Below are 18,365 nucleotides of genomic sequence, written 5' to 3'. Positions count from 1 at the left end.
TTTTTTTGGTTGTCGACTACTGGTGCAGGCCCGCTAGGCGTGCACGGCCAACTGGTAGGCCGTGTACTTGCGAATATTGATCACTCCGGTGTCGAACATCAGGTACTGGCCCTTGATGCCGATCAAGGTGCCTTCGGCGATGGGGTTCTTGTCCAGGTTGAAGCTGGTGATCTTGGCCGGATAGGCCTCGATCGGGTAGGCGATCTCGACCGGTTGCTGATCGCTCAACGGCTGAATGGCTTGCAGGCCGAAGCGCTGTTGCAGCTCAAGCAAGCCCTCGCCACAGCTGTCGAACAACTGGTCGCGCACCGCCGCTAGATCGACCGGCGCGGCATCGCCTTTGAGCAAGGCACGCCAGTTGGTCTTGTCCGCCACCTGGCTACGCAGCAGGTCTTCGACGAAGCCCGACTGCTGGCGGGTCGCCACGCGCAGAATCGGCAGCGCCTGGCTCGCACCCTGATCCAGCCAGCGGGTAGGTACCTGAGTTCCTCGAGTAATGCCGACTTTGACCCCGGATGAGTTGGCCAGGTAGACCACATGGTCGGTCATGCAGAACTGTTCGCCCCAGCTCGGCTCGCGGCAGGTGCCGGCGTCATAGTGACAGCGCTCCGGACTCATGATGCAGATATCGCACTGTGCGAGTTTCTGCATGCAGGGGTAGCAGTAACCCTGGCTGAAACTGGTCTTGGTCTTGCGCCCGCAATGTGTACAGTGGATGGCGCCGAGGTATTCCAAACGCAGACTCTTGCCGATCAGTGGGTTGACCGGTATTTCCTGATCGTCCAGCCGAAAGGCGTACTGCACTGGGGCTTCCAGACGTGCCGCCATCTTGCTCAGGGCACCGCGTGCTAATTCGACCATCAGTGCAGGGTATCCGCGGAGGTCTTGAACAGCAGATTCGGCACTGGCGCGGACTTGGAGCTGCACTCCTGCGGGCCCATATAGCCGATACGCTGATCTTCCGGCAGGTTCTGCACTTCCCAGGCAATCAGCGCCTGCAGGCAGAGTTCTTTCTGCTCTTGAGTCAGCTTACGGCCATCGGCCCATTTACCGATTTCCACAGCCAGCTTGAGGCTCTGGTAGATCTCCGGGGTGATGTTTTCGATAGTTTCTAGAAAGGACGACATGCGGGCCTCCGAATACAAAGCGGCAGTTTAACGGCGCTGACGCGCCAGCGCACCGCCCAGCAGGCCAGTGGTACAACCGGCAAGCAGACCACCGACATGCGCGGCATTGGCAATAGCACCAAATTGCAGCAGTTCGAAGATGCCGGTCATGCAGATCAGCAGCCAGGCCAACATCATCACCAGCACCCCAGGCGGCAGGCGGTAGTCGGCGTTCGGCGCCAAACGCTGGTACAGCCAACAGTGCCCAAGCAGCCCGTAGAGCACCCCGGACAAACCGCCAAACAAGGATGGTCCGCTGAAGCTGTACTGGGCCAAATTCGAGACCAGACCGAACAACAGGGTCAGCCCGAGAAGCATCCAGGTGCCTTGATGCGCCTCGATACGCCGCCCCAGCTCCCAGTACCACAGCGCATTCATTGCCAAGTGAAGAATGCCGAAATGGATCAGCATCGGCGTCAGCAAACGCCACCACTGCCCCGTTGCCAAGGTTTCGGCCAGGTAGCTGAAATAGATGTAATCACCCTGGATGCGGAAATCGACGAAGCTCAGCCAACGAATCACCGCAAAGTTCTCGCCCAGCAGGGTCAAGGCCGCAACCAGCATTGTCAGCAGCAACATCCCGGCCGTCAGCGGGCGGCTTTTCAACTGCTGGGCAAACCCTTGTGCCGGTCCGGACGCAGCGGCCAGCCGTACAGCCGGATCACCTTGCGGGTAACGGCTATAGAGATCACGCACCTGTTCGGCCAGTTGCTCACCTGGCACCCAGAGCACTTGTTCACCGGCCTCCTCGGAGACTCGATGAGGAACCTGCAAACGCTGCAGCAGCTCGATAAAGCCGCTGAGGTTGGTCTGCATCGGCAAGCGTAAAACGGCCACGGGTGTCATCGCGGCGCCTCCGGTTTTTCCACATCGACCCAGACGAACTTGCTCGGATCGAGGCGCGTTTCCTGATCCAACCGGTACGCCACCAGTTTGCCGTACAGCACCGCGCTGTAGTCCAGACAGGCCAGATTAGGGCGGATCGGCGCCGGCTTGCCACGGCGCCAGTAGTGGCCGACGAACAACAGCGGCTGATCGGCGCCATATTTCAGCAGCTCGGCCTTTTGCAGTTCACTCAGCGGCGTCTGCGCCGCCAGGGCCGGCAAGGCATCCGGCTGAAAAACGATGTCACCATAGGTCTGCGGATCTTCCTCCCAGAACTTGGTGCGGAAATGCGAGCGGGTGAAGCCCTCATCGCTGGTCAAGGTCAGGCCATGCGGCAGGCGCATATCGGTGCCGCGCAGCAAGCGATCCATGGCAGTGTTGGCAAAACTGCCCGGCACGGCCGCGGCCTTTAGAAACGCCTCGTTGATGCGCCCGTCTGCAAACTGTGCGCTAAGCGATTCGATCAGCTCGGCATCCCAGCAGGCATGCACGACGCGGAAGCGCCCCGCATCAATGAACAGCGGCAGCTCATAGAACCAGCCGAGAAATTCGCGCCACTCCGCCGGATACGCCGCGAACTGCTCCAGCGTCTCCTGAATCAACCGGGCATGCCGCGGCGTGTGTTCGCGCACGTACTGGTGACCACTGCCGGGCGCCGCCGGGGTACTCCAGGCCAAGGCATTGAATTCATGGTTGCCCATGATGCACAGCGCTTCGCCGGCCACGACCATGTCGCGCACCAGGTGCAAGGCTTCACGGATACGCGGCCCGCGATCGACCAGATCTCCGAGAAACAGCGCCATGCGCTGCGGGTGTCGCCACACGCCGCCCTGTATGCGGTAGCCGAGGGTATCGAGCAAGCGCTCCAGGGTGCGAGCACAGCCGTGGATGTCGCCGATCAGGTCATAACTACGGGTCGGGTCGAGAATCATCATGCCCCTCCGCCACCGAGCCGACTGCCCCAGCCCAACTTGGTACGACAGATTTCGTAGTAGTTGTGATCGAGCGGATGAATCAGGCAGAGCTTCTGCGGTTTCTTGCGCACCGTGATGGTGTCGCCAGGCGCGCAGGTGAAGTGGTTTTGCCCATCGCAGGAGACCTGCGGATAGATCGACATGTCCTTGGACACGACAATTTTCAACTCGCTATTGCCATCCACCACGATTGGCCGGCTGGACAGCGTATGCGGGTACATCGGCACGATGACGATGGCATCCAGCTTGGGGTGCATGATCGGTCCGCCGGCAGACAACGCATAAGCGGTAGAGCCGGTCGGCGTAGCGACGATCAGACCGTCGGCCTTCTGACTGCAGACGAACTGACCATCGATATACAGCTCGAACTCAATCATCCGCGTCGACTTACCCGGGTGCAGCACCACATCGTTGAGCGCATCGCCCTGGCCGATAGCCTCGCCATGCCTGCGCACTTCCGCTTCCAGCAAAAAGCGGTTTTCGGTCAGGTAGTTGCCTTCCAGCACCTCGGCGACTTTCTGCTCCAGCTCATCTGGACGAATGTCGGTGAGAAAGCCCAAATTACCGCGATTGACACCGAGCACCGGCACTTTGCTGCGGGCCAGTGCCCGCGCGGCACCAAGCAGACTGCCATCACCACCCACCACAATCACCAGATCGCAGACCTCGCCGAGAATCTTCCGTGAGGACGTTTGCAGACCATGGCCGGGCAACACCTCAGCAATGGTGTCCTCGAGAATCACATGCAGGTGGCGGTCGAGCAGAAAGTTCTTCAGCCGGCGGATGGTGTCGAGCACCTGGGTACTGCCGAGGCGACCGATAATGCCGATATTACGAAACTGCTCCATGGTGCTCCCGCAAACGCTGAATCTAGAGGGCTCGATTATGGGCGAAAGCTGGCAACAGCGGCAAACTTGAGCCTTTACTGAAAATTAAGCGCTATTCTCGACAACATGACACCTTTCACCTCGCTCGCCGACCTGCCCCAGCAATTGCGCCAACCTGTAGTGCGGGACTTGGCCTGGGTGCTGCTTTCGCAGCCGCTGCTGAGCACCACCCCCTGGCCGCAACGCCACCCGTTCAGTGCCAGCCATTGGGCTCGCCACCCGGGAGCACTGGCCGACTGGCTGCTGCAGCTCGACCACGACAGTAGCAGTCTGGTGTCCTGGTTGGCGCGAAGCTCGGTACGCCGTCTGGGCCTGTATTACGAACGCCTCTGGCAGTTCGCCTTGCGCGCCGCACCGGACATCGAACTGCTCGCAGCCAATCTGCCGATCCGCCTGAGCGGGCATACCCTGGGTGAGCTGGATTTACTGCTGCGCGATGACGAAGGCACTCACCACCTGGAGCTGGCGATCAAGTTTTATCTCGGCCCCGAGCAGGATAGCGGCGAACAGCCTGCGCACTGGCTCGGCCCCGGCAGCCTGGACCGCCTGGATATCAAGCTCGACCACCTGAGTCAGCATCAACTTCCGCTGTCCGCCCGCGGCGAAGCGCGCGCGGCCCTGGCCGAGCTGGACCTGGTGCATGCTCAGGCGGCACTCTGGCTCGGCGGTTATCTGTTCTACCCCTGGTCGAACTGCTGCGTCTCACCACTGGGGGCTAACCCGCGGCATTTAAAAGGCCGCTGGCTGCACCAGCGCGATTGGCCGAGCCTGACCCAACAGAGTGCCGACGGTTGCTGGCAACCTTTGCCACGTAATGCCTGGCTCGCACCCGCGCGAGTTGCGGTAGACGATCTATGGTCAAACGCAAAATTGAAGGACTGGTTCGCTGCCCTGCAGCCACAGGCCAATGCGCAATTGCTGGTCAGGCTGGAGAGCGGCCCGCAGGGCGACTGGCACGAGGCTGAACGCGTTTTTCTGGTCGGCGATGAGTGGCCTGCGCTGGCTGAGGAATAATCGTCCACAACAGCTCTCGGTCTTCGAGCTAAAGGCCTATCGCCTGCCGCTCGCAAAGCATCCTGACGCCCGACGGAAGTCAGCGGCTGCGCTCGACGCGCCCGCCGGAGCGGGCCAAATAACCGGAGCCACTTTCACACAGCAGTCCTTCGCGCTGCACCGCCGGCAAACCGTCCACCCCATCGCGCAAGACATAGGCCGTGAAGCCCAGCTGCGCCAGCAGAAACACCGCATTGGTACTGCGCTTACCGCTGTCGCAGTAACACAGGTACGTCCGCCCCTTATCCAGCAGACGTGCCTTCAGGCGCAACAACTGTAACGGCATATTCAAGGACTCCAACGCATGGGCACGCTGGTACTCCTCCTGCAGCCGCACATCCAGCCATTGTGCGCCGGAGGCCAGTAAGCGTGCCGCCTCACCAAGCGAGACCTCATCCACCACAGGGGCCTTGAGCAAGGCGAAGAAGTCCTGACGGGCCAATCGCAGCACCACACCATCTTCCAACAGGGTTACCGTGGCATTGCGCGGACTGTCGGCAAGCAAGGCTTCCTCACCAAAACAGGCGCCCACCTCCAGCTCTGCCAACACCTGATGGGCGCTACCGGCGCCGCGAATCACTTCGGCACGGCCACTGTAGAGAAAATAACAACAGTCGCCGACCTCGCCTTCGCGCAACACGGTGCTACCTGCTGGCAATTCGAGACGCTGCAAACGCCCAAGCATGCTACGCACATTGGAAGGCGGTACCTTGGCAAACAACGGGTTGTCCAGCAGGCGCTCCAACCACTCCACGTCCTCATCCTGGTGACCAAGCTCCAGGATCAAGTCCTGATACGTCAGACGCCAGGTCAGTAATCGGTTGAGAGTCGCACTGTCCAACGTCAGCACGCTGGCATCGGTCAAGGCTCGCGCCTCATGCCGGCGCGGTAAGCTGGGCGACAACGGATGGCAACTGGCTGCACTGCCAGCGAGCACAGACTCGCGCTGACCATCGGGCGCCTGCAAGGACAACTCGCCAGCCAACAGGTAGTAAGTCAGGCGCGCTTGATCGCCTTGACGAAAAAGCAGTTGGCCCGCCAATACCGGTTGCGGTACCAATTGACTGCGCAACTCGCGCCACTGCTGTTCGGACAGCATATTGAGCGGCGTCAGGCTGCGTAACTGTTCGGGATTCAGGGGATCACTCATGAAATTTCCGGGCTCCGCGGGTCAGGTCTCGGTATCGCCAGCCGCCGGATCAAGACGCGCCTGCTCATGTTTGCGCAGTGCTGCGGTGCGACCCTGCAGGCCGCCAGTATGGACGAATACCAAGCGGCTACCACGCGCAAAATAACCAGCCTCGACTTGCCGACGCAATGCCATCAACGCCTTCCCGGTATAGACCGGCTCCAAAGGCACAGTGCTACCTGCTTCGCACGCCCAGATAAACTCTGCCAACTCGCTATCGACCTTGGCAAAGCCACCACGTGCAGCGTCCAGGAGGTGGTAGCCATGTTCCGCCATCCCGGCCTGATGCAAAATACGCCGCACCTGTTGCGCCACACCATGATCGTCGGGTACTGCCACGGCGCCATAGACCGGATGAGCGCCCGCTTCACCAAGCACCAAGCCCGCCAAAGTGGTACCCGTGCCAACCGCCAGCCACCATCCGTCATAGTCCGTCCAACCAAGTGCAACCAGTTGCTCATGCACCAGCGGCACCAGACCGGCACAGCCCTGTGCGCCTAGCAGCCCCCCGCCGCCCTCAGCCACCGGATACAGGGTCGGGTAACGCTCACGCCACTCATCCCAGAACCCCGGTTGATGTCGGGCGCGATAACCGCCATAGCCAAGCCAGTGCAACTGCATGCCGAACGCCAGCAAATCGCGCACTGTCGGCGTGTCCTGCACTGTGCCGCGCAACAAGCCAACGGTTGGGAAACTGAAACGCCGCCCCGCGGCGGCCAGTGCATGCAAGTGATTGGAATGCGCCCCGCCCAGACTGATCAAGCCATCAGCCTCGGCAGCGGCGGCCGCCTGCACATGCGGCGCGAGCTTGAACCATTTGTTGCCACTGATCAGCGCATCGATCAGGTCCAGACGCAACACCGCCACCTCAATTCCGGCTGACGTCAGCCAATCGAGGTTCATGCGCTCAAGCGGTGCCCGTAGCGTCCAGTCGGGCGAGACTAATGACAAGGTTTAGCCGACAGTGCGCAAACGACTACTGGCCTTATGCCGCGCGCAGCAGTTGGACTCGCCCAGGATAAAGCGGCTGGGGGTATCGACACGGTCGATCGGAATGGCACAGCGCCCGCCACTAGTCAGTGAGGCCTCGCAAGTCGGTTGCTGAAAGTGCGCCAACCAATGACGGTATTGCTCCTCGGAAACGAAACACTTGGCCGCTGCATAAGCCATGGAGTTGTCCTGATAGCTGGCAATATCCTGCAAGGGAATAGTCAGGTGACCAGCGCCAGGATGATAGACCACGAACACTACGCCAAGCCTGGAGAGACGCTCAAGAATCTGCTCACCGCTCTGACTGGCCAGTTCGTCGCATTCGCGCTTGAGTCGCGCGATTTCCTGCTGTGACTGAGCCTCCTGCTCATTGCGATAGGCTAACTCGACATCACGCAAGACTACTTGCTCTTTGTACTCGACCACTGCCGAAGCGATTTTCGCCTGCATCTCGTTCTCGAACTGCATACGCAGAACATCGCTCTCGCTACGGCCATGCTGCTCCAGTTGCCGCAACTGCTGGGTCATTTCTTCACGGGAGGCTTGCAGGCTTGCGGCCCGTTCGACCAACTGCGTCTTGAGGTTGGCGTTAAGTTCTTCCTGTTGGCGCAATGCCTGCTGCAGGCCGCGCATCTGCGCCTGGAGACTATTGTTGCGCTCCTCATTGGCCAGTTTGTACTTAGCCAACTCCTCTTCGTGCTGCTGGCTCAGGCTGCTGATACGCAAACGCTGCTGTTTGATCAACTGCGCGGTTTTCAGGCGGTGCTCATGATCCATCTTTTCGGCGCCCCTGGTCGCGCCTTCCTTGGACGGATCGGGCGCGTACCACTTGTCATCCGAAGCCATCTGCAGACGCTCTGGTGCAAGTGCCTGGACGCTCTCCTCCTCTACCAGCAGGCCCAGCTTGTTGCGCTTGGCCGCGTCGCGCAGCAGCACCAGGTCATTCTTGCCTGGCGCTAAACTCGGATCCCACAAGTGCATTTGATGCCAGGACACCGGGCACTGACTGCGACAAGCCAGGCGGATCGGCCCAGCCCCCAGATCGGGGCCACGCCCAGCGCGTTCGGCCAGGTGCTGTAAGGGAATATTCCAGCCTTTGTCGGGCGCGCCTTTCTCATCGAAATCCAGATAGAAAAACACCGCCGCCCGGATCATCAGGCGCGGATTGATCATCACAAAAGCCACGCGCATCTGCTGATCGGCGAACTCCGGCATGCCTACCACACCATCCAGCAAGGCTTCGAATTCGGGAAATAGCATCTCCTTGCAGATGCCGCCACGCTCATTGAAGAACATCACGGCCTCAACAATCTGCGGCTTATTCTGCATGCTCATCGATTTCCCTCTAGGCCAAAACAGGGTGTAGTCCGTTCCGTCGGCTGACATTCCTGACAGGACAGGCTAAACCTGATGCCCAGGCGCTGCTCCTTTATTCAGGCAAGTCTAGGGGAAAAACCAATGCCAGCAATGTGACTGGGTTGGCAGTCGCCATGCCGACCAGCCCAAGCAGGCCGGCGGCATAACGAAACTGTGATGGGTTTGGTACAGCGGACTAGCCGGTTTTAGCGGACAGGAATGGCGCCAGACGCCGGCCCATTTCCTCTCCCAGGGCTTGCAGACCACTCATCGGCCGGATCATCACCTCGAATTCGACAATCTTGCCGTCTGCGTCGAAGCGAATCATGTCGATACCTTTCAACTCGCGCTCGCCCACCTTGGCGCTGAACTCCAGAACAACACTCAAGCCATCGCTACTGCTCAGCTCGCGATGGTAGGCGAAGCCCTCGAACACCTGAAACACCGTATTGAGGATCAATGACACCATCGGCGCCCCCTCGTAGGGCTTGAAGGCCATGGGTGAACGAAATACCGCCTGCGCGTGCAACAGTTCCGGCAACGCACGCAGGTCACCGGCGAGCAGCATCGCATGCCACTTATCCAGCGCCTCGGCAACTGTAGGTTGAACAGTTAACTCTGTAGACATGAGCGACGCTCCTATTAGATTTCTGCGGCCAACCGCGAGCCCTGGTTGATGGCACGCTTGGCGTCCAGCTCAGCCGCCACATCGGCGCCACCGATCAGGTGCACGCTCTGGCCAGCGGCAATCAGCTCGTCATGCAGTTCGCGCAGCGGATCCTGACCGGCACATACGATTACCGTATCGACTGGCAACACCTGCGGCTCACCCTCAGCGATGCGAATGTGCAGACCATCGTCATCGACCTTGAGGTATTCGACGCTGTTGAGCATCTGCACCTGCTTGTTCTTCAGCCCGGCGCGATGGATCCACCCGGTTGTCTTGCCCAGGCCATCGCCGACCTTGGACTTCTTGCGCTGCAACAGGAATACCTGGCGAGCCGGTGCATGCGGTTCGGCCTTGATCCCGGCAACCCCGCCGCGAGCCTGCAGGTCGCTGTCGATGCCCCACTCCTTCCAGAACGCCTCGCGACTCAGACTGGTGGCTTCACCCTGGTGGATAATGAACTCGGACACGTCGAAGCCGATACCGCCAGCGCCGATCACCGCGACCCGCTGACCGACCGGCTTGCGCTCAAGGATTGCGTCCAGGTAATTGATCACCTTGGCATGCTCGATGCCAGGAATCTCCGGGGTGCGTGGTGCGATGCCGGTGGCCAGAATCACCTCGTCGAAGCCACCCTGGCTCAACTCATCGCCACTGACGCGGGTATTCAGACGCAGATCGACCCCGGTGGTTTCCAGCTTGCGCTTGAAATAGCGCAGGGTTTCGAAAAACTCCTCCTTACCCGGCACCCGCTTGGCGACATTGAACTGACCACCGATTTCACTGGCCGAATCGAACAGCGTCACCTGATGGCCACGCTCAGCCGCCACCGTGGCGGCAGCAAGACCGGCGGGACCGGCGCCAACCACAGCAATTTTCTTGACCTCAACGGTCGCAATGTAATTCAGCTCGGTCTCATGGCAGGCGCGTGGGTTGACCAGGCAACTGGTCAGCTTGCCGCCGAAGGTATGATCCAGGCAGGCCTGATTGCAGCCGATGCAGGTGTTGATCTCATCACTGCGACCCTCGGCGGCCTTATTGACGAAGTCCGGGTCGGCGAGGAACGGACGGGCCATGGAGACCATGTCGGCGTCGCCTTCGGCCAGTACCTGCTCGGCGATTTCCGGGGTATTGATGCGGTTGGTGGTAATCAGCGGAATCTTGATCTCGCCGCGCAGCTTGGCGGTCACTTTGGTGAAGGCCGCACGCGGCACCTTGGTGGCGATGGTCGGAATCCGCGCCTCGTGCCAGCCGATACCGGTATTGATCAGGGTCGCGCCGGCCTGCTCGATGGCCTTGGCCAACAGAACGATCTCATCCCAGGCACTACCGCCTTCGACCAGATCGAGCATCGACAGGCGATAGATGATGATGAAATTCGGGCCAACCGCCTCACGCACGCGGCGAACGATTTCCAGCGGCAGCCGCATGCGGTTCTCGTAGCTGCCACCCCAGCGATCGCTGCGATGATTAGTGTGGGCGGCGAGGAACTGATTGATGAAGTAGCCTTCCGACCCCATGATCTCAACACCGTCATAACCGGCCTGTTGCGCCAGACTGGAGCAATTGACGAAGTCCTGGATCTGCTTCTCGATACCTTCCTCGTCCAGCTCTCGAGGCTTGAACGGATTGATCGGCGCCTGAATGGCACTTGGCGCCACAGACTTGGGGCTGTAGGCATAACGCCCGGCATGCAGAATCTGCATACAAATCTTGCCGCCCGACTCATGCACCGCCTGGGTGACAATCTTGTGCTTCTCAGCTTCTTCCACGGTGGTCAGCTTGGCCGCACCGGAGTAGACCCCACCCTCCTCATTCGGGCCAATACCACCGGTCACCATCAGACCGACGCCGCCACGGGCGCGCTCGGCGAAGTAGGCTGCCATGCGCTCGAAGCCGCCCGGCTTTTCTTCCAGACCGGTGTGCATCGAGCCCATCAGTGTACGGTTCTTCAACGTGGTGAAGCCCAGATCCAACGGAGCGAGCAGGTGCGGGTAATGAGTGGTCATGGCGTTCTCCACATCGAGCCTATGCATTTCACGGAATGCCGTGGTCTCAGCTGGACCACGGTCGGTATGCACTCAACGATATAGAGCCTGCCCAAGAGCCTCAATGATCATAAATAACTAACAGCTAACCTAAATGAACAGCAAGGCTTGGCAAGAATCATTCATCTGCCTACCCTGTAGCCATGATGCGTAAACTCTCGATACTCCTCTTCACAGTGGTAGTCAGCGGCTGCCTGACAGCGTTCCTGATATGGGCCGAGCGACGTCCCGACGCGCACTATTTGTCCGACCTGCGCAGCACCATTATCAGCAAACCAGCCCCGGCTCAGGCACGCGGCAACCTATTATTGATCCGCCCGCAACTCTACCCGCTGGACTACCAAAGCCCGGCGCACCTGCGCCTGAAGCTTGCTGCCGCATTGGATAATGCCCGGCAAGCCGGCCTGCTCGGCCCGGGAACATTGGTGGCGCTGCCTGAGCATATCGGCACCTGGCTGCTGGCGCGCGGCGAAAAGACCGAGTTCTATCGGGCGCTCAACCGCAAGGAAGTGCGCAACTGGTTGCTGCTCGGCAATCCGCTGCTGGCGGTCAAGGCGCTACTGATGAACCTTGATGCCGAGCGCCTGGACGAGGCGCTGCTGCGCATGAAAGCAGAGCAGATGACCAAGGATTACCAGCAACTGTTTTCCGGACTCGCACGCGAGTACCAGATCACTCTGCTGGCGGGTTCGATCCTGCTACCCGAGCCACACCTGAAGGACGGGCAGCTGCGCAGTGGCAATGGCCCACTGCGCACGCTCAGCCTGGTTTTCTCCCCGGAAGGAACAATCCAAGGCGAGCCGCACTACGAGCCCTGGCCCCAACAACCAGGCACCACCGCGCCGCAACGCCTCAGCGTCGGCGACATGACCTATAGCGTCGAGCGCGACTGGCGCCCCGGTTACCCGCAGAGCCTCTTACGTCTGGTCGACAGCGACGGATCTAGCCCGGCACTGTTCCTCCGCGGAAAACTGGGCTGGCCGATTGGTGGAGCGCCTCGTGAAGTCCTGCTGACCCCCCAGCAAATCCAACAGGGCAGCCAGGCACCGGGCAGCCATCTGCTGAACATCTGGATTGCCCCCAAATGAAACCACAGCGAGTTCGCCTCGGCGATCTCTCGGTAGGCTTCGTTTACAGCCTGGCCGACGCCATGCGCCACCTCAACCAAGACCCGCTGCCACTTTTTGCCCAGTACGACCTCGATGCGGCTCGCTTGGCCGAACCTAGAGCGCGCCTGTCCATCCCGCGTTACATGCGCCTCGGCCACGCGGCCATTCAGCAAACCGCTGAACCCGGCCTGGGTTTGCTCATGGGTCAGCAGAGTCGCCTAAGCCAAGCCGGACTGGCGGGCGTCACTGCCGCTCAAGCACCCACTGTGCGCGAAGCGGCGCGGACCCTGACCCGTTTCGAGCCGCTGTACGCCTCCAATTACCGTGGGCAATCTAGCCTGCACGAAGACGCCAAGGGTGCCTGGTTACGCTTTTATTCGATCAGCCCCTACAACGCCTACAACCACTTCGTAGTCGACTCGGTACTGGCCAGCTGGACGCAACAACTGGGTAGCCTGGTCAGACAGCGCCTGCCCGTGGAGAAAGTCGAGATTGAATTCCCGGCGCCCAGCTATGCCCCTGATTACCCAGAGTCATTCGGCTGCCCAGTGGAGTTCGCCGCCGCACACAATCAATTGCGCCTGAGCCAGGCCACGCTCAGCCTGCGCAATCCGGAACACTGCCCGAGCACTTGGCGTCAGCTGCTGGAAATCTGCGAGCGAGAGCTGGAACAGCTGACTCGCACCCGCAACCTGCACGAACGAGTCATCCAACTGCTCGGCCCACTGCTACATGGACGCGAGCCCGATTTACAGGAAGTCGCCGCACGCCTGCACCTGCCCCCCTGGACGCTCAGGCGCAAACTGGCAGAAGAAGGCACGCAGTTCCGCACCATTCTCAACGAAACCCGCCGCGACCTGGCCATGGCTTATATTCGTGACACCGAGCTGGCCTTCGGTGAGATTGCCTACCTGCTCGGATTTTCTTCGGCCGAAGCCTTTCAGCGCGCCTTTAAACGCTGGAACCAGCAAACCCCAGGCGAGTTTCGCCGCGCCCAGCGAAACCCAGCGAAACCGCCTGACTCACCATGAGGACACAGCCTTTAGGCCGCTCTCACAACTCGGTGGCGTCTTCCACTGGCTCAGGCAGATCCTGCTCAAGTGCACGGTACTCGAGAAGCTCTTCTTGGTAATCATCCATTGGACGGTCCTCTTTGATTAGCCTGCAGGGCCAGATAGCCAGCATGTCCAGGGAGTTTAAAAAGCGCAGATGACCGATAGATGACAATAAATCGCAGACAATAAAAAACCCTCAGGTATTGCTACCTGAGGGTTTCGTATATGGCGCAGCGGACGGGACNNACCAACTGAACTACCGCTGCGTATCTCTTGGACTTGCGTCCGTTGAACTCTTGCTTACGCTGGCAAAACCAACCAACCAGGCTGTTTCTACCTCATGCCAAGAATTAACCTGACATGGAAAATATGGCGCAGCGGACGGGACNNCCAACTGAACTACCGCTGCGCATTTATCGGACTTACGCCCGACTTCGTAAAGTAATGGTGGGTGATGACGGGATCGAACCGCCGACCCTCTGCTTGTAAGGCAGATGCTCTCCCAGCTGAGCTAATCACCCATTGCTTTGCGAAGGCGCGCAATTTACGTCGAGGCCTTACCTAAGTCAATACTCTGCTTAAGTTTTTTCTCAAAACAGAACAAATACCTGGATGCGCAACGAGCAACAATAAACAGACGCTTGCCTTACTCCATCAATCCCCTCAACACAGACATTGAGGGCAAGAGCAGCATTGCAAAAAACCAACTGGGCATTTCCAGGTTCGCCCAGTACTTGAGTCCTAGATTAAAACGCCACACGCAAGCTCAGGCGCGCCGCCACCCGACTCTCCTCGTCGCGGTCCAAGCCGGCTTCGACAATCTGCACACCCTGCTGCTCGAGCACGGCAAACCAACGTAACAACTGGGCGAAGGGCGCCGACTGCACGCTGACCTGCAACGAGCCATCGCTGTCGCTGTCCAGTCGCTCGATCGCCAAACCCTGCTCGGCTGCGCTAGCGGTGACCATGCCTTGTAAACGCGCAGGATCAAGACTGACCTGCGGTTTAGCCGCCAGACTACGGGCCAACGGTGCCTGCGCCTGCATATAGGTATACAAGGCACGCTGCTGCTCGAAGGCACTCCGTGCTGCTAACACTCCTTGTTGAGCCGGCTGCCAGAGCAAGATGTAGAGCACTACCAGCAGCAGAAACGCAGCCAGCAGGCTCAAGGCCAGCCGCTCGCGCAGCGCCAAGCCGCGCCAACGCTGCAACAAGACAGAGTTCTGCCACTGCGCCGCGAACGGATGCCCTGGTTCACTCAAACTGCTCATGCACCACCCCCGATCACTAAACGCGCACTCACCCCATCCGCTTCACGACTGGCCGACCCCAGCTGCACCGCTAAACCAGCCTCCTGCAGGCGTTCACGCAACCGCTCCAACTCGCTAAAACCCGGCGCCTGCACCTGCATCGACAAGTCGCCGCGAATGTCGCTGAAATCCAGTTGCTCAACCTGCACCGACGCACCCTCCGCCACCATCGCCTGACTCACCTGAGCGAGCATCCCGAGCAGACGACTCTGGCCACTGGCACCACTGGCCGCCAGGTGTTGGTCGAATTGGGCACGCAGATTGATCAGCTTGCGGTCATCAGGAAACAGTTCCTGATAGAGCGCCGTGCTGGCCTCTGCGTAGGTATCGGCCTGGCGCTGAAAATACCAGCCCTGAGCCAGATTGAAGCCCCACTGCAATATCAGCCACAAACCGATCAACCCCAGCAACGGCCGCCAGCGCTGCCAGTTGCCATTGGATTGACGCGAGGCGAATACGCCCTGAGCCAGATTATTCATGACGGTCTGCTGCGCCAGCCAGCGATGGGGATCGTCGATCGTTACGAACTCGCCCACCGGCTCCGGCGCGCTCCGCTGTTCCGTGCGGTAGGCGACATGCGGCGGCGGGCAAGCGCTGGCCAGGCTCGGCCACTCCTCCTCCCCCAGGGCTAGACGCGCTACCTGCGCGCCGCCGAGCAACCAGCGCGAGTCCAACCACAGCAGCTGGGTACCGCCCCGAGGCAATAAATCGGCATCCAGCGCAATCGTCTGTGGCGGGGTCGGGCACAGGGCCAGCCAACTGGCCAGCCACTCGCGGCGCATGGCGAACACCCTATGACGACCATCTGGCAGGCGTTCGCCCAATGCCAGATGCAACTGTTCGACATCTTCGGCCAGCAGCTCTTCCACCGCGAACGGCAGGGCCTGGCGCAACCAACGCGCCTTCTGCGTCGGCAGCTCCACCGCACAGGCCGTCACCGCCTCCACTGGCAAAACCAGGGTCCAGGCACCGCTCAATTCAGCGACCGCCTCGGCAAAAGGTAGGCATTGACTGTTTTCACCCTGCACACGCTGCACCGGTAAATCCGCAAAGGCACCGGCGCAGGCCGCTGGCGGCAGAAACACACATAACTGACTCATGGCTCGACTTCCTTGACGGGCGCTGGCGGTAAGCCGCTTTGCCCCAAATCACGGGCTAGAACATACACCTGACCATCGCTGGCGCGCTGCAAGGTGCTGCGTAAAATCTGACGTCGCTCACCCACGCTGACCTCGCTGATCACCTGAAAATACTGACTGCCGACTGCCAACCCTTGGCTCTCCACACTCAACCCTGGCAGTTGCGCGAGAAAACTGGGTACATCACGGTATCCCTGACTGCCTCGCGCCGCGACCAACCCCTGCGCAGTAGCCAGCGGCAATCCCTCGGCGAGGCTCGCCAACACCCAAGCGTTGGCGGTGTTGACGTTCAGCGTTGCATCCTCCGGCAAGGCACTGACAAACGGCAGCAGACGCTGGTAATCGGCCTCACTCATCTCCAGCAACAAACGCAATTCCGACACATCGGCCAAACCACGATTGGCCGCACGGTAGGCCGGCTGTGCCAGCAAGTATTGATTATCCTCGCCGCCGTAGCCGCCGCTTGGCTCCTGATCGGCATCCAGCCAGTCGAGCAAACGCTCGGCATAGGGCGTATCAATCTGCAAGCTGAGCAGTAAACGACGGAATTGGCCCAGCGCCACCTCATTCGCCTGCCCCTTACGCACCAGGCTGTTGAGATTGAAGCGCCCCGAGGGATCCTCGATGCGCACTCGCAATTCGCCCCCTTCATCCAAGGCAAAGGGGGACAACGGTCGTGCCCAAGGCTCATCCAGATGGTCCACCGGGGCGCGCGGATCGCCCTGCTGCAAATCCCGCCGCAGCACTGCCTTGGCCAGGGTTTCGCCACCCAGAGCGTAATGCCACGCCTGACGCACATGTAGCTGATTGGCACTGCTACGAATGGCCAGTTGTTGACGGGCAATCATGCCGGCGCTGACCACCGTCACTATGGCTACTACCAGCAGCACGGTGATCAGTGCCATGCCCCGTTGCGCACTCATTTGTCAGCGTCCGTCGCGGAGTCGGAGTCGGAGTCTGCAGCACTCTCGTCAACCTGATCAGGTTGAGCCACCTGCTGCACCCGCTCAGGCAGCACATCTGGCAATCGCAGCAGGCGGCGTAACTCGCCATAACGGCGATGCTCCACTATCAACTCGAGCGCGTACGGCAACTCCTCCAATGCGTCTGTGCCACTGGTACCGGGGGGCGGCCAACTGCCATGCCAAGAGCCAGCACCGTCCAGATAGCGCAAGCGCATCCGCGTCACTCCATCCAACGCCTGCTGCACCTGGGGTTGGCTGTCCTGGGCCTGATCCAGCACATTCCAGTAGCGTCGCTGCCACTGCTCGCCACTTAACTGCCAACGCACACGCTGCACACTGGCACGCACTCGCCCCAGCGGATTGCGCCAGCCGACCCGGGTCAGTTCCAGGGCCGCGTTATCGGCTTCCTCACCGAGCAACGCCGGACGCGGATCGCCGAAGGGGTCACGCACGGGTCGCACCACCACCTGTAACACATCGCGTTCGAACGCGGCGATGGCACGCACCAGCTCGCGCAACTGCTGCTCATGGGCACGCGTTGCACTGTCGGTGCGCAGCACGCTGTCGAGCATGCGGTAAGTCGCCAGACCGAGCAGGGCAAAGATCGCAATGGCGATAAGCAATTCCAGCAAGGTGAAACCGCGCGCGCGGTTCATCGCGGAGCCTCGAGAAAACCACTCAGACTGACCACCGCGCGTTCGCGCAGATCGCCGCTCGAACCACGCTCTGGTCGTGGCGCCACCCACAGGGTTACCCGACGCATGCTCGGTTCGCTGGTGGCCTGGATTTCACTCTGCCACTGCCAGCGCCGCCCGGCGAACTCCAATTCGCCCTGGTCGCGGCCCTCACTTGCCGATGTCTCGGCCAACTGCAACTCGGTCAAACGATTGTCGGCGATCCACATCGCCAGGGTCTTGTCCTCAAGCCGAGCCGCGGTTTGCAGGCTGCGCGCACTCGCAGTCAAAACACTGGCGGCGACCATGGCGAAGATAGCCAGAGCAACCAGCACTTCGAGCAAGGTAAAACCCATCGAGCGCTTCATCCGGCATGGGCCTTAGGACTGTCGACCTCGACTTTGGGCAGGCGAAAACCATCACTGGACAACTGCAAGCGCAAGCCGTCCTTGCGCCGTTCGCCCAAACGCAGACGGAATGGACTGAGTTCGCCGCTGGAGAGGATCAGCAACTGCGGCGTACGGTTCTTCCGAGTTTTTTCACTCCCGACCGGCAGCGGCAGTTCGAGCGCCTCGCCTTCCAGTTCGACACTCAGTTCGGCCCAGACCGGCAAGCGATGCGGCTTGTCCGACAAAGCTTGCCAACGAGCGGAAACGGGATCGTATTGCAGCACCTGATAGGCCTCTCGACTCAGCTGTAAGCCGTACTCGCGATTATCCAGCACCGCCTCCTCTGCCAGCACGCCAATCAACCCGGCCAAGCGCTCGGCTTCGTTGCGCAGCTCACGGGCTGGACCGGCCAGCCCCGTGCTGAGCACGGCCAAACCGATCAGGCTGCCGAGAATCACCAGGACCACCAGCAACTCGATCAGGGTAAAACCCCGCGCCTCACGCATGGC

The 18,365-nt window shown here is 60.6% G+C and carries 19 protein-coding genes and 1 tRNA gene; 3 read left to right on the top strand and 17 right to left on the bottom strand.

What is annotated here, in order from left to right; translation table 11 throughout:
• Positions 1–33: 33 nt before the first annotated feature.
• Genes TMS3_RS12165 through TMS3_RS12145 form a run of 5 tightly spaced genes read right to left on the bottom strand, consistent with a single transcriptional unit; the run spans position 34 to position 3,873 of the window.
• Positions 34–861: a DUF2797 domain-containing protein gene (locus TMS3_RS12165; RefSeq protein ID WP_025165553.1), complete on the bottom strand. Its 828-nt coding sequence runs from the start codon at positions 859–861 to the stop codon at positions 34–36.
• On the bottom strand, positions 861–1,127 hold the full coding sequence (locus TMS3_RS12160) for a YeaC family protein (RefSeq protein ID WP_025165552.1): 267 nt from the start codon (positions 1,125–1,127) through the stop codon (positions 861–863). Before TMS3_RS12160 ends, TMS3_RS12165 begins: the two co-directional genes overlap by 1 nt.
• Before the next feature lie 27 nt (positions 1,128–1,154).
• Positions 1,155–2,012: a rhomboid family intramembrane serine protease gene (locus TMS3_RS12155; protein WP_025165551.1), complete on the bottom strand. Its 858-nt coding sequence runs from the start codon at positions 2,010–2,012 to the stop codon at positions 1,155–1,157.
• Positions 2,009–2,983 (bottom strand): metallophosphoesterase, encoded by a 975-nt coding sequence (locus tag TMS3_RS12150; RefSeq protein WP_200929660.1) that lies wholly within the window; start codon positions 2,981–2,983, stop codon positions 2,009–2,011. Before TMS3_RS12150 ends, TMS3_RS12155 begins: the two co-directional genes overlap by 4 nt.
• Positions 2,983–3,873, bottom strand: coding sequence for an NAD(+) kinase (locus tag TMS3_RS12145; RefSeq protein ID WP_025165549.1), 891 nt, complete (start codon positions 3,871–3,873; stop codon positions 2,983–2,985). Before TMS3_RS12145 ends, TMS3_RS12150 begins: the two co-directional genes overlap by 1 nt.
• Before the next feature lie 105 nt (positions 3,874–3,978).
• Between TMS3_RS12145 and TMS3_RS12140 the strand changes: the two genes are divergently transcribed.
• Positions 3,979–4,926, top strand: coding sequence for a DUF1853 family protein (locus tag TMS3_RS12140; protein WP_025165548.1), 948 nt, complete (start codon positions 3,979–3,981; stop codon positions 4,924–4,926).
• Between the two features lie 79 nt (positions 4,927–5,005).
• On the opposite strand, the gene TMS3_RS12135 is transcribed toward TMS3_RS12140, so the two are convergent.
• The 5 genes from TMS3_RS12135 to TMS3_RS12115 all read right to left on the bottom strand — a co-directional run bounded on the left by TMS3_RS12135 (position 5,006) and on the right by TMS3_RS12115 (position 11,176).
• The gene (locus TMS3_RS12135) at positions 5,006–6,115 is read right to left on the bottom strand and encodes a cyclic nucleotide-binding domain-containing protein (RefSeq protein ID WP_025165547.1); all 1,110 of its coding nucleotides are present in this window, start codon (positions 6,113–6,115) and stop codon (positions 5,006–5,008) included.
• 21 nt (positions 6,116–6,136) lie between these two features.
• Positions 6,137–7,057, bottom strand: a complete 921-nt coding sequence (locus TMS3_RS12130; RefSeq protein ID WP_051394223.1) for a 1-aminocyclopropane-1-carboxylate deaminase/D-cysteine desulfhydrase — start codon at positions 7,055–7,057, stop codon at positions 6,137–6,139.
• A gap of 51 nt (positions 7,058–7,108) precedes the next feature.
• Positions 7,109–8,479: a chromosome partitioning protein ParA gene (locus TMS3_RS12125; protein ID WP_025165545.1), complete on the bottom strand. Its 1,371-nt coding sequence runs from the start codon at positions 8,477–8,479 to the stop codon at positions 7,109–7,111.
• Between the two features lie 217 nt (positions 8,480–8,696).
• Entirely contained in the window at positions 8,697–9,068 is a 372-nt protein-coding gene (locus tag TMS3_RS12120) for a nuclear transport factor 2 family protein (protein WP_407691616.1), read from the bottom strand.
• Between the two features lie 74 nt (positions 9,069–9,142).
• Positions 9,143–11,176, bottom strand: coding sequence for an NADPH-dependent 2,4-dienoyl-CoA reductase (locus TMS3_RS12115; RefSeq protein WP_025165543.1), 2,034 nt, complete (start codon positions 11,174–11,176; stop codon positions 9,143–9,145).
• Between the two features lie 185 nt (positions 11,177–11,361).
• Here TMS3_RS12115 and TMS3_RS12110 point away from each other — a divergent pair, with 185 nt between their 5' ends.
• Together TMS3_RS12110 and TMS3_RS12105 are read left to right on the top strand one after the other, a co-directional pair.
• Positions 11,362–12,303: a carbon-nitrogen hydrolase family protein gene (locus TMS3_RS12110; protein ID WP_025165542.1), complete on the top strand. Its 942-nt coding sequence runs from the start codon at positions 11,362–11,364 to the stop codon at positions 12,301–12,303.
• Positions 12,300–13,355, top strand: a complete 1,056-nt coding sequence (locus TMS3_RS12105; RefSeq protein WP_025165541.1) for an AraC family transcriptional regulator — start codon at positions 12,300–12,302, stop codon at positions 13,353–13,355. The genes TMS3_RS12110 and TMS3_RS12105 overlap by 4 nt, the downstream gene beginning before the upstream one ends.
• Positions 13,356–13,824: 469 nt before the next feature.
• Here TMS3_RS12105 and TMS3_RS12100 read toward each other — a convergent pair.
• From TMS3_RS12100 to gspH, 7 genes are all read right to left on the bottom strand, one after another.
• A tRNA-Val gene (locus tag TMS3_RS12100) sits at positions 13,825–13,900 on the bottom strand.
• A 225-nt stretch (positions 13,901–14,125) separates the two neighbouring features.
• Complete coding sequence (locus TMS3_RS12095) at positions 14,126–14,650, bottom strand: type II secretion system protein M (RefSeq protein ID WP_025165540.1); 525 nt, start codon at positions 14,648–14,650, stop codon at positions 14,126–14,128.
• The gene (gspL, locus tag TMS3_RS12090; protein WP_025165539.1) at positions 14,647–15,789 is read right to left on the bottom strand and encodes a type II secretion system protein GspL; all 1,143 of its coding nucleotides are present in this window, start codon (positions 15,787–15,789) and stop codon (positions 14,647–14,649) included. Before gspL ends, TMS3_RS12095 begins: the two co-directional genes overlap by 4 nt.
• Complete coding sequence (gene gspK, locus TMS3_RS12085; protein WP_025165538.1) at positions 15,786–16,751, bottom strand: type II secretion system minor pseudopilin GspK; 966 nt, start codon at positions 16,749–16,751, stop codon at positions 15,786–15,788. Before gspK ends, gspL begins: the two co-directional genes overlap by 4 nt.
• Positions 16,748–17,449 carry a type II secretion system minor pseudopilin GspJ gene (gene gspJ, locus TMS3_RS12080; protein ID WP_025165537.1) on the bottom strand — a complete coding sequence of 234 codons (702 nt, stop codon included), beginning with the start codon at positions 17,447–17,449 and terminating at the stop codon, positions 16,748–16,750. Before gspJ ends, gspK begins: the two co-directional genes overlap by 4 nt.
• On the bottom strand, positions 17,446–17,835 hold the full coding sequence (gene gspI, locus TMS3_RS12075) for a type II secretion system minor pseudopilin GspI (protein ID WP_025165536.1): 390 nt from the start codon (positions 17,833–17,835) through the stop codon (positions 17,446–17,448). Before gspI ends, gspJ begins: the two co-directional genes overlap by 4 nt.
• Positions 17,832–18,362 carry a type II secretion system minor pseudopilin GspH gene (gene gspH, locus TMS3_RS12070; protein WP_025165535.1) on the bottom strand — a complete coding sequence of 177 codons (531 nt, stop codon included), beginning with the start codon at positions 18,360–18,362 and terminating at the stop codon, positions 17,832–17,834. Before gspH ends, gspI begins: the two co-directional genes overlap by 4 nt.
• Between the last annotated feature and the right edge of the window lie 3 nt (positions 18,363–18,365).

Origin of the sequence: Pseudomonas taeanensis MS-3 (assembly GCF_000498575.2) — a bacterium.
Taxonomy (GTDB): Bacteria; Pseudomonadota; Gammaproteobacteria; order Pseudomonadales; family Pseudomonadaceae; genus Aquipseudomonas; species Aquipseudomonas taeanensis.
This window is presented reverse-complemented; position numbering and strand designations above follow the sequence as displayed.